The organism is Dietzia sp. CW19 (genome assembly GCF_014145265.1).
GTDB lineage: Bacteria > Actinomycetota > Actinomycetes > Mycobacteriales > Mycobacteriaceae > Dietzia > Dietzia natronolimnaea.
On the sequence record NZ_JAALEE010000541.1, the window covers coordinates 11,105 to 21,202 of the forward strand.

Annotated in this window: 12 protein-coding genes; 5 read left to right on the plus strand and 7 right to left on the minus strand. The window is 69.9% G+C overall.

Going from position 1 to position 10,098, the window contains the following annotated elements; genetic code table 11:
* The first annotated feature begins 364 nt into the window (after nucleotides 1-364).
* Together G6021_RS15310 and G6021_RS15315 are read left to right on the plus strand one after the other, a co-directional pair.
* Nucleotides 365-622, plus strand: coding sequence for a metal-sensitive transcriptional regulator (locus G6021_RS15310; protein ID WP_182641651.1), 258 nt, complete (start codon nucleotides 365-367; stop codon nucleotides 620-622).
* Nucleotides 623-693: 71 nt separating this feature from the next.
* On the plus strand, nucleotides 694-1,119 hold the full coding sequence (locus G6021_RS15315) for a DUF302 domain-containing protein (protein ID WP_182618288.1): 426 nt from the start codon (nucleotides 694-696) through the stop codon (nucleotides 1,117-1,119).
* A gap of 188 nt (nucleotides 1,120-1,307) precedes the next feature.
* Here G6021_RS15315 and G6021_RS15320 read toward each other — a convergent pair whose 3' ends face one another.
* Nucleotides 1,308-1,919 (minus strand): HNH endonuclease, encoded by a 612-nt coding sequence (locus G6021_RS15320; protein WP_182641652.1) that lies wholly within the window; start codon nucleotides 1,917-1,919, stop codon nucleotides 1,308-1,310.
* Between the two features lie 204 nt (nucleotides 1,920-2,123).
* Here G6021_RS15320 and G6021_RS15325 point away from each other — a divergent pair, with 204 nt between their 5' ends.
* The 3 genes from G6021_RS15325 to G6021_RS15335 are packed head-to-tail and all read left to right on the plus strand — an operon-like array spanning nucleotide 2,124 to nucleotide 4,909.
* Complete coding sequence (locus tag G6021_RS15325; RefSeq protein ID WP_179524892.1) at nucleotides 2,124-2,519, plus strand: globin; 396 nt, start codon at nucleotides 2,124-2,126, stop codon at nucleotides 2,517-2,519.
* Between the two features lie 35 nt (nucleotides 2,520-2,554).
* Nucleotides 2,555-4,150 carry an alpha-amylase family glycosyl hydrolase gene (locus tag G6021_RS15330; RefSeq protein ID WP_182641668.1) on the plus strand — a complete coding sequence of 532 codons (1,596 nt, stop codon included), beginning with the start codon at nucleotides 2,555-2,557 and terminating at the stop codon, nucleotides 4,148-4,150.
* A gap of 15 nt (nucleotides 4,151-4,165) precedes the next feature.
* Nucleotides 4,166-4,909 carry an SDR family oxidoreductase gene (locus tag G6021_RS15335; RefSeq protein WP_182641653.1) on the plus strand — a complete coding sequence of 248 codons (744 nt, stop codon included), beginning with the start codon at nucleotides 4,166-4,168 and terminating at the stop codon, nucleotides 4,907-4,909.
* A 94-nt stretch (nucleotides 4,910-5,003) separates the two neighbouring features.
* Here G6021_RS15335 and G6021_RS15340 read toward each other — a convergent pair whose 3' ends face one another.
* From G6021_RS15340 to ettA, 6 genes are read right to left on the minus strand one after another with little or no spacing between them, the layout of a single operon-like run.
* Complete coding sequence (locus tag G6021_RS15340) at nucleotides 5,004-6,194, minus strand: site-specific DNA-methyltransferase (protein WP_182641654.1); 1,191 nt, start codon at nucleotides 6,192-6,194, stop codon at nucleotides 5,004-5,006.
* A complete protein-coding gene (locus tag G6021_RS15345) occupies nucleotides 6,191-6,898 on the minus strand; it encodes a hypothetical protein (protein WP_259846860.1) in 708 nt (235 codons plus the stop codon). Before G6021_RS15345 ends, G6021_RS15340 begins: the two co-directional genes overlap by 4 nt.
* A complete protein-coding gene (locus G6021_RS15350; protein WP_179524889.1) occupies nucleotides 6,895-7,380 on the minus strand; it encodes an acyl-CoA thioesterase in 486 nt (161 codons plus the stop codon). The genes G6021_RS15345 and G6021_RS15350 overlap by 4 nt, the downstream gene beginning before the upstream one ends.
* The gene (locus G6021_RS15355) at nucleotides 7,377-7,838 is read right to left on the minus strand and encodes a thioesterase family protein (RefSeq protein ID WP_179524888.1); all 462 of its coding nucleotides are present in this window, start codon (nucleotides 7,836-7,838) and stop codon (nucleotides 7,377-7,379) included. Before G6021_RS15355 ends, G6021_RS15350 begins: the two co-directional genes overlap by 4 nt.
* On the minus strand, nucleotides 7,835-8,284 hold the full coding sequence (locus tag G6021_RS15360; protein ID WP_182641655.1) for an acyl-CoA thioesterase: 450 nt from the start codon (nucleotides 8,282-8,284) through the stop codon (nucleotides 7,835-7,837). The genes G6021_RS15355 and G6021_RS15360 overlap by 4 nt, the downstream gene beginning before the upstream one ends.
* 5 nt (nucleotides 8,285-8,289) lie before the next feature.
* Nucleotides 8,290-9,963, minus strand: coding sequence for an energy-dependent translational throttle protein EttA (gene ettA / locus G6021_RS15365; protein WP_182618281.1), 1,674 nt, complete (start codon nucleotides 9,961-9,963; stop codon nucleotides 8,290-8,292).
* Nucleotides 9,964-10,098: the final 135 nt, after the last annotated feature.

Below are 10,098 nucleotides of genomic sequence, written 5' to 3' on the forward strand. Positions count from 1 at the left end.
TGTCGATCGGGTTCCCTGCGAGGGGCGTGCCACGACTCTACATACCCCAGGGGGTATAGACAACATGCCCCCAGGGGCATCGTCCAGCGGGCTCGGAGGGGCCCGGGGCACGTGCAGGCAAGGCAGTGTCCGAGCATTCGACCGTCCGGCATCACTCGACCCCGCTGTCGGCGCCGGAGATCAGGCCTGTCCGGACGGTCGACGATCCGCCCGCCCACCCCCCGCCCCTGCCGACGAGGAGATTCGCCACGGCAGCCAACGGGACAGGGCGGGAGAGCCCGCAGCCAGAACACAGGGAAAACTAGTCAAAACACCCCCCGGGGTATATGGTGAGGGAACTTCGCACCTCTGGCAGGAGACCCCCATGCAACTCGACAGCGTCGAACTGACACCCACACTCACCCGGCTCAAGCGCGCTCAAGGGCAGCTGGGAGCCGTGGTCCGCATGATCGAGGAGGGCCGCGACTGCACGGACATCGTCACCCAGCTCTCGGCGGTGTCCAAGGCTCTGGACCGGGCCGGTTTCGCGATCATCGCCAGCGGCCTCGAACAATGCCTGACCAACCCCGGGGAGGACCTGGACAGACGGGACCTGGAGAAGCTGTTCCTCTCCCTGGCCTGACCCCCGCCGAACCTGACACCCTGGAATCCGGAAGTGGCAATACCGTCGACGAACCATCGAAGGGACCATTCATGACCTACACCCGCACCATCACTGTCCCGATGCCCTACGAGCAGGCCCTGGAGCGTACCCGCGCCGCCCTGGCCGACCAGGGCTTCGGCATCCTGACCGAGATCGACGTCAATGCGACCTTCAACACCAAACTGGGCGAAGAGGCAGCCGAGGCCGTGGGCGACTACGTGATCCTGGGAGCCTGCAACCCCGGCCTGGCCAGCAAGGCTCTCGCCGCCGAGCCGCAGCTCGGCGTCCTGCTGCCGTGCAACGTGGTGGTACGCCGCGGCAGAGACGAGGGGCAGACCACCGTGGAGGCCATCGACCCGCAGACCATGGTCCAGCTCAGCGGCAGCCCACAGGTGCGTGAAGTCGCCGATGACGCCGACGCCCGGTTGCGTGCCGCCCTGTCGGCGATCAGCGAAGCCGACCCCGCACAGAGCTGAGGCCAGCCCCGCCCGCCACAACCCCGACATGGACGTCTCATCAATGATGAGGCGTCCATGCCCCGCTCCCGGGGAGCTCGGTGGAGCTGTCCCGATTCACCGCTGCCTGCGCTGCAACAGAGGCGTCACCCGACTGCTCACCGAAGTAGGCGACGTCAGCGAACCGCCAACGCCCACCTCGATCCGGATCAGGCGGCGTCGAGGTACAGGTAATCCTCCCAGTACGGGCCGATCTCGCGGAGCTGGGAGACGAGCCGCCACGTCCGACCCCTCGGCGCCACCAACGGCACCCGCAGTTCCCACCCCAGTTCGGAGAGGAGCTTGTCGGCCTTACGGTGATTGCACGGCGCGCAGGAGGCCACACAGTTCTCCCACACGTGTTCTCCCCCGCGGCTGCGCGGGATCACGTGGTCGACGGTGGTCGCACGGGCATTGCAGTACCCGCACCGGTGAGAGTCGCGGTGCATGAGGGCGGCCCGCGTCATGGGCACCTGCGCCCGGTACGGGATCCGGACGTACTCGCGGAGCATGATCACCGAGGGCACGCGAACGGCCGTGTCGACCGACCGGACCAGGATCTCGTCCGGGTGATCGTGGACCACCACCGCTTTGCCACCGAGCAACATCACCACGGCGCGGCGGGCGGGGAGGGCGGTGAGGGCCTCGTAGCCGGCGTTGAGCAGGAGAACCCGGGGCGCGGAGGCCAGCGGGACGTGCGGGTCCGGGACACGCTCGAGTCGAACAGGGGGTCGTGACCCCGGTTGTCGGTACTCCGAGTTCTCGCGCACGGCTGTGCCCATGGTCGGTCTCCGCTCGTCTGCTCCGAGCCCAGTGCAGCACTGTCAACCGGGCACGTAGTGAACCTCGCCTGCAACGATGATGCACCCTCGATGAACACTTCGCGCGCGATCACCGCCTACCGGTTGTCCGCGGTGTCCTCGCGGCCGTCACCGACGGGTGGTGGATCGGACCCCCGGGCGGATCCCACGGGCATGATGGGGAGCATGAGCAGCACTACCTTCTATGACGAGATCGGCGGCGCGGAGACGTTCCGGAAGCTGGTCCACGAGTTCTACCTGCGGGTCGCCGACGACCCGGTGCTGCGCCCGCTGTACCCGGAGGAGGACCTGGGTCCGGCCGAGGACCGCATGCGGATGTTCCTCGAGCAGTACTGGGGCGGCCCCACCACCTACTCGGAGCAACGGGGTCACCCCCGGCTGCGGATGCGCCACAACCCCTTCCGCGTGGACCGCGCCGCTCACGACGCCTGGCTCACGCACATGCTCGCCGCCGTGGACACGATCGACCGCGAGACCATGGACGACGAGCACCGGGCGGCGATGGTCGAGTACCTCACCCGGGCCGCCGCCATGATGGTCAACACCCCGGAGGACATGTGACCTCCCCGGCCCACGCCACCCGGCCGTGGGAGGAAATGGTCCTCTACCAGATCTACCCGCGCTCCTTCGCCGACTCCGACGGCGACGGAGCCGGTGATCTGCAGGGCGTCATCGACCGCGTCGGCTACCTGGAACTGCTCGGCGTGGACGGGGTGTGGCTGTCCCCCATCATGCGCTCCCCCGGCGCGGACCACGGCTACGACGTCTCGGATCCCCGCGACGTGGATCCGTTGTTCGGCGACGGCGAGACGCTGCGCCGGCTGGTGGAGGCGCTGCACGCCGCGCGGATGGTCCTGATCATGGACCTGGTGCCCAACCACACGAGCGTCGAGCACCCCTGGTTCGCCGCCGCCGTCGAGGCCGGACCCGGCAGCCCCGAGCGCGAGCGCTACTTCTTCCGCGACGGGCTCGGTGAGGACGGCTCCCGGCCGCCCAACAACTGGCCCTCGGTGTTCGGCGGACCGGCCTGGACCCGCGTCACCGAGCCGGACGGGACGCCCGGGCAGTGGTACCTGCACCTCTTCGCCCCGGAGCAGCCGGACCTGGACTGGTCGCACCCCGACGTGGGCGACGACCTGGAGGAGACCCTGCGCTTCTGGCTCGACCTCGGGGTCGACGGGTTCCGGATCGACGTGGCGCACGGTCTGGCCAAGCCGGCCGACCTGGCCGACCTGCCGGACGACGTGGAGATCGCACAACTCGTCGTCGACGAGCGCGACGCCCGGTGGGACCGGCCCGGCGTCCACGACGTCCACCGGCGGATCCGCGCCGTCGTCGACGAGTACGCGGGCGCGGCGACCTTCGGCGAGGTGTGGGTGGGCCCGGCCGACCGGTTCGCCCGATACCTCCGCCCCGACGAGCTGCACTTCGCGTTCCACTTCCCACTGACCGGTGCCCCCTTCGAGGCCGGCGCGGTGCGCGAGGCGATCGACGCCACGCTCGAGGCCTCCCGCATCGCCGACTCGGCCCCCACCTGGGCGTTGTCCAACCACGACGTGGTCAGAGAGGTGACCCGGTACGGAAACGGCGCTCTGGGCACCGCCCGGGCCAGGGCGATGCTGCTGGTGGAGCTTGCCCTGCCCGGGATCACGTTCCTCTACGCGGGGTCCGAGCTGGGTCTGCCGAGCGACTTCTCGATCCCCCACGACCGGCTGACCGACCCCACCTGGGAACGCAGCGGGCACGCCGAGATGGGTCGCGACCACTGCCGCGTCCCCATCCCGTGGGAGGGCTCCACGCCGCCCTACGGCTTCTCGACCACCGATCACACCTGGCTGCCGATGCCGGGCGACTGGGGCCGCCTGACTGTCGAGGCCCAGATCGAGGACCCGGATTCCACGCTGTCGTTGTACCGGGCGGCCATCGAGACCCGGCGGTCGCTTCCGGGCCCGCGATCGGCGTCGGTCGAGTGGTACGGGGCGCCCTCCGGATGCCTGGCGTTCCGCCGCGACGATGGCGTGGTGTGCGCGCTCAACGCCTCCGCCCGATCTGTGCCACTGCCCCTCGGCGAGGTCCTGCTCTCCTCCGGGCCCCTCTCCTCAGGCCTACTCGACTCGGAACCCCCCACCGGGGAATCCCCCACCGGCGGGATCCTCCCGCCGGACACCGCAGTATGGTTACGACCACACTAAGAACGGGGATTAACCATGAGGTTGGCGGAGAAGACGGCGATCGTCACCGGCGGCGCGGGAGGAATCGGCAGGGGCATCGTCCGGGCGTTCGTCAAGGAGGGAGCCCGGGTACTCGTCGTCGACATCAACGACGCCGCCGGCGGCGCCCTGGCCGACGAAGTGGGTGAGAGCGTCCGCTACCTCGCGGCGGACATCTCGGTCGAGGACAACGCCCGCGTCATCGTCGAGACGGCCGTCGAGCACTTCGGGCGCCTCGACGTCCTGGTCAACAACGCCCACGCGTCTCGCCAGGCGCCGCTGGTGGAGACCACCCGGGAGATGCTGGACCTGTCGTTCGACACGGGGTTCTACCCCACCTTCTGGCTGATGAAGGCCGCGCATCCGCACCTGGCCACCGCGGGTGGCTCGGTGATCAACTTCGCCTCCGGCGCCGGCATCGAGGGCAGCCCCACCCAGGCCTCGTACGCGGCGGCCAAGGAGGCCATCCGCGCCGTCTCCCGGGTGGCGGCCAACGAATGGGCCCGGGACGGGATCAACGTCAACGTGATCTCGCCGCTGGCCCTGACCGAGGGGGTCGAGGCGTACATCGAGGCCAACCCCGGTATCGAGAAACACCTGCTGGCCGGGACCCCGATGCGCAGGTTCGGCGACCCCGAGGCGGACATCGGCCGCGTCGCGGTGTTCCTCGCCAGCGAGGACGCCCGCTACGTGACGGGGCAGACGCTCATGGCGGACGGCGGCAGCGTCAAGCTCCGGTAGCGTCGGGCCCGCGTCGGCGTCGGGCTCCCATCAGCGTCGGGGCTCCCATCAGCCTCGGGGATCCCGTCAGCGTGCCGCTCGGCGTCGGTCGGCGTCACGCCCCGCTGCCGCGCAACCGCGGCAGGATCACGTCGCGGACCGTCTCCGGGTTGCGTTCCACCACCACCCAGCGGCGGCCCAGGTCGCGGGCCGCCACGGCAGTGGTTCCGGAGCCGGCGAACAGGTCCACCACCAGGTCGTCCGCCTCGGTCGCCAGTTCCACGATCCGCCGCATCAGCGCCTCCGGCTTGGGCGTGCGGAAGCCGTCGACCCCCGCGCTGCGCAGCTCCGCGCGGGCGGTGTCGGTGGACCCGATCTCCTGGGCCAGCCAGATGGACTTGAGCTTCTTGATCCGGCCCACCTCGTGCCGGTCGCGTTGGTAGACGTCGACCCGCGGCCCGGCCCGACCCCGCACCGTCCGACAGACCAGTTCGTCGCTCCGCTCCTGCGCGCGATCGCGCGACCAGCGCCACACTGCCGGACTGAGGTCGCCGAACACCGGGAGGATCTCGGTGAGCCCGGGCGCGGGGTCCACGGAGACCTCACCGGTGTCCGGGTCGCCGTAGAGCGGGTAGGTCATGGTGGGCGTGGTGCGCGGGTTGAACCGCTTGTTGGTGTTGCGCAGCGGCAGCAGACGGTAGTTGACCCCGTCCTCGGCGGTGTGCGGGAAGTCGGAGGGGTCGACGGCGGAGGCGACCCCGCCGGCCAGCCGGACTCGCTCGGGATCCCGCGCGTACACCATCAGTCGGTCGTGGGATCCGGCGAAGAACCGGTCGAGCTGACGCCCCTTGGGGTTGCTCTCCACGGTGAGGTCGGCGATGAAGGCATCCGAGCCGAACACCTCGTCGAGCACGCAGCGGACGCGGTGGGCCTCCGCGTCGTCCAGGTGCACCCAGACGGTGCCGGTCTCGGCGAGGAGCCCGCGCGCCACCACCAGTCGGTGCTCGATGTATCCCAGCCACCGGTGTCGCGGCATGTTGTCGTGGTATCCGTCGAAGCGGCCACCACGGTTGTACGGCGGGTCGAGGTACACCAGCTGGGCCGCGCCCGTGGTCCCGAGGCCGAGCTCGCCCAGAACGTCACCGACCTCGGCGATCCGCGCCCCGTCGCCGCCCAGGACGGCGCCGGTCACCCGCCCGCCGGCATCCCGGACCAGAGTCGCGACCTCCGGCGCCGGCCCGTGCTCTCCCGGGACCTCGGGCTCGCCCCTCCCGGGCCAGGAGACCGAGAATCCCGGTGGCGTCATCGCGGCTCGAGAGTGAGCGAATCGGTCCGGCGGAACGCCGTGCCGTAGCGGGCGTCCACCCGGAGCCACGCCCCGCGCTCACTCACCCGGACCGGTTCACCCTCCGGTGCGCGCCCTGCCCGCTCGGGCACGAACCCACACATCACTATGGAGAACACGGTCCGCATGTCCACTCCCACGGGACTGTCGGTGTCCGCGCGCACGGTGAGCACCTCCTGGTCCAGCAGCGAGGGCGGCAGGCCGGCCGGCCCGGCGTTCTCGCGGGCTGCGCCGCGACCGGACTCGGTCAGATCCAGCAGGACCTGGGCCGGGATCGCCTCGAGCATCTGGAAACCGTCGGTCGGCGGGAGCAACCCCTGCCAGGAGGAGGTGAGGGGCATCCCGGGGTCGACGAGACCGGCGGTGTCGCCGCGTGGCAGCAGGTCGAGTTCGGTGAGCAGGTGGTCGGCTCCGCACACCACGTCGCCACCCGGGCAGTGTCCACCCACTGCGCGGACCACCAGGGCGCCGAAGGGCGTCCGGGACCACACTCGCATCCGTCCGTCGTCACCGCTGGTCAGACGGACCACCGCCGCCTCGTCGAGCCTGAGGAGCCGGCGCAGGAGGGTCCGCAGGTCATCCCGGTCGGCGGGGTCGGGCACGGCGATCATGTCGTCCCCCGTCCCGCCGACTCCCTCCGCCCCGCCGGCGCCCGGCAGGGTCACGCCGGAGCCCCGTGGCGGAACTCCATCAGGTGCTCCCGCTCGGCCGGCGTGAACCGACGCGGCCGCTGGGTGGCGAGGTCGAACGCGGCGATGGTGGCCGTGCAGTCGACCGCCGCGGGCGCCGAGTCTCCGGTGGCGCGCCCACGGACCTCGTGACGGGCCACGAACATGGCGGCGCCGACCTTCTCGCACCACATGCGCACCCGGATCGGGCCGTCGGCGCGCGTGATCTGGCCGCGGTACTTCACGGCGAGCTCGGTCATCACCGCGCCGGCGGTGAGGGTGGCGGTGGGGATGCCCTCCTCGAAGAGCCACGGGATGCGGGCCTCCTCGAGGAGCGTGATCATCCGCGCGTGGTTGACGTGGTGGTAGAGGTCCTGATCCGACCATCGGACGGGCAGCGCCGCGGTGAACACGCGCCGTCCCGGCTCACCGGAGGCACCGAGCGGTCCCCCGGCCTCGTAGACGAGCTGCTCGGTCACTCCGCGGGCCCCTCGTCGGTGATCGCGGCGCGCTGGTGCGCGGCCTCCAGGACATGACGCACCCCGGTGGGGATCTCCACGGCCGTAGAGGTGGAGGCGTCGTAGGCGACCATCACCACGCGCAACGCGCAACAGACCTCGCCCGCGGCGTCGAAGATCGTCTGCCTGATCTGGTACGAGGTGGTCCCGACGTGTTCCACCTCGATCTCCACGTCCACGGACGTCGAGTCCCGCAGCACCGGACGGAGGTGGTCGATCTCGACCCGGCGCACGACCTGCGGCAGGTTGCCGAGCCCGAACGGGCCGAAGCGGCTGCGGACGAACAGGATCCGCGCCTCCTGCGCGTACTCGATGTACTTGACGTTGTTGACGTGCCCGAACTGGTCGAAGTCCGCCCACCGCACCTGCAGGGTGCAGCGGAACGTCCCCCGGTCCGGGGTCTGCTCACCGGGACTCATCTCGCCTCCTCGCGCTCACCGAGCAGCGCCGCGCGCTCCTCGGGATTGATCTCGAGTGTCGTGGTCTCGTCCGGTGCCGTCACCACCAACACGGTGTCGACGACCGCGCACGGTTCCGGGCCCGTGGAATCCGACCCGATCGAGGTCCTCATCGTGAACGAGGTCCGGCCGACCCGGAGGACCTCGACGTCCACCCACACGCTCGTGGCGCCGTACCCGATGACCCGGCGGAAGTCGATCTCCATCCACCGCGCCAGCGAGATCGGCACCCGTGACCCGGGGACGCCGAACTTGTCCCGGAACCACATCAGTCTGGCGTCCTGGGAGAACTCCTGGAACCGCACGTTGTTGACGTGCTTGCCCACGAAGTCCGCGATGCGCAGGGGGATGTGGACCCGGTGGACGGCTCCGGGGGTCTGCGTGTCGGGCGCGGCGTGCGATCCCATGCGCGTCAGTCCCGCGTCAGCTTGCGGTGGGTGACCCGGTGCGGGCGGGCGGCGTCGGGGCCCAGTCGCTCGACCTTGTTCTGCTCGTAGCCCTCGAAGTTGCCCTCGAACCAGTACCACTGCCCCTCGGCGACGTTGCCCTCCCACGCGAGGATGTGGGTACAGGTGCGGTCGAGGAACCACCGGTCGTGCGAGATCACGACGGCGCAGCCCGGGAAGTCCTCGAGGGCGTTCTCGAGGCTGCCGAGGGTCTCGGTGTCCAGGTCGTTCGTCGGCTCGTCCAGCAGGATCAGGTTGCCGCCGACCTTGAGGGTCAGCGCGAGATTCAGGCGGTTGCGCTCACCGCCGGACAGCACGCCGGCCTTCTTCTGCTGATCGGGGCCCTTGAAGCCGAAGGCGCTCACGTACGCGCGCGACGGCATCTCGTTCTGGCCGACCTCGATGAAGTCGTTGCCCTCGGAGACGACCTCCCACACCGACTTCTCGGGATCGATGTTCGCGCGGGACTGGTCCACATAGCTCAGCTTGACCGTGTCGCCGACCCGCACGGACCCCGCGTCCGGCTCCTCGAGCCCGACGATCGTCTTGAACAGGGTGGTCTTACCCACACCGTTGGGGCCGATCACGCCGACGATGCCGTTGCGCGGCAGGGTGAACGACAGGTCCTTGATCAGGACACGGTCGTCGAAGCCCTTCTGCAGCTTGTCCGCCTCGACCACCACGTTGCCCAGGCGCGGCGGGGTGGGGATCTGGATCTCCTCGAAGTCCAACTTGCGGTGCTTCTCGGCCTCCGCCGCCATCTCCTCGTACTTGGCCAGTCGCGCCTTGGACTTGGACTGGCGGGCCTTGGCGCCGGAGCGGACCCACTCGAGCTCGGCCTTGAGGCGCTTCTGCAGCTTCTGGTCCTTCTTGCCCTGGACCTCGAGGCGCTCGGCCTTCTTCTCCAGGTAGGTGGAGTAGTTGCCCTCGTAGGGGTGCAGCTTGCCGCGGTCGACCTCACAGATCCACTGCGCCACGTGATCGAGGAAGTAACGGTCGTGTGTGACGGCCAGGACGGCGCCCGGGTAGGCGGCCAGGTGCTGCTCCAGCCACAGCACCGACTCGGCGTCGAGGTGGTTGGTGGGCTCGTCGAGCAGGAGCAGGTCGGGCTTGCTCAGCAGCAGCTTGCACAGCGCGACGCGGCGCATCTCGCCACCGGACAGGTGGGTGACGGGCGAGTCGCCCGGCGGGCAACGCAGTGCGTCCATGGCCTGCTCGATCTGGGAGTCCACGTCCCAGGCGTCCACCGCGTCGAGCTGCTCCTGGAGCCGACCCATCTCCTCCATGAGCTCGTCGGTGTAGTCGGTGGCCATCTCCTCGGCCACCGCGTTGTACCGGCGGATCTGCACCATGGTCTCGCCGAGGCCGTCCTCGACGTTCTCCTTGACCGTCTTGGTCTCGTCGAGCACGGGCTCCTGCATGAGGATGCCGACGCTGGCCTCGGGGTCGAGGAACGCCTCACCGTTGGAGGGCTGGTCGAGGCCGGCCATGATCTTGAGGATCGAGGACTTGCCCGCGCCGTTGGGCCCCACCACGCCGATCTTCGCACCGGGATAGAAGGACATCGTCACGTCGTCGAGGATCACCTTGTCCCCGTGCGCCTTGCGAACCTTCTTCATAGTGTAAATAAACTCGGCCACTTCTGCCCTCTCACCTGCGCAAATAGTTCACATCGCCGCGGCTGGACCGCGGGCACGACCCCCATGTTACGTGCCCACCCGCAGCCTCGGTGAGCACGGCGGAGGGCTACCCGCGGCCCTGCCGGTTCAGACCCG

Excerpts from the sequence above, each read along its gene's own strand:
- G6021_RS15360 (WP_182641655.1), bottom strand. The coding sequence starts at position 8,284 with ATGGGATCGCACGCCGCGCCCGACACGCAGACCCCCGGAGCCGTCCAC.
- G6021_RS15355 (WP_179524888.1), bottom strand. The coding sequence starts at position 7,838 with ATGAGTCCCGGTGAGCAGACCCCGGACCGGGGGACGTTCCGCTGCACC.
- G6021_RS15320 (WP_182641652.1), bottom strand. The coding sequence starts at position 1,919 with ATGGGCACAGCCGTGCGCGAGAACTCGGAGTACCGACAACCGGGGTCA.
- G6021_RS15340 (WP_182641654.1), bottom strand. The coding sequence starts at position 6,194 with ATGACGCCACCGGGATTCTCGGTCTCCTGGCCCGGGAGGGGCGAGCCC.
- G6021_RS15310 (WP_182641651.1), top strand. The coding sequence starts at position 365 with ATGCAACTCGACAGCGTCGAACTGACACCCACACTCACCCGGCTCAAG.
- G6021_RS15330 (WP_182641668.1), top strand. The coding sequence starts at position 2,555 with ATGGTCCTCTACCAGATCTACCCGCGCTCCTTCGCCGACTCCGACGGC.
- G6021_RS15325 (WP_179524892.1), top strand. The coding sequence starts at position 2,124 with ATGAGCAGCACTACCTTCTATGACGAGATCGGCGGCGCGGAGACGTTC.
- G6021_RS15335 (WP_182641653.1), top strand. The coding sequence starts at position 4,166 with ATGAGGTTGGCGGAGAAGACGGCGATCGTCACCGGCGGCGCGGGAGGA.
- G6021_RS15315 (WP_182618288.1), top strand. The coding sequence starts at position 694 with ATGACCTACACCCGCACCATCACTGTCCCGATGCCCTACGAGCAGGCC.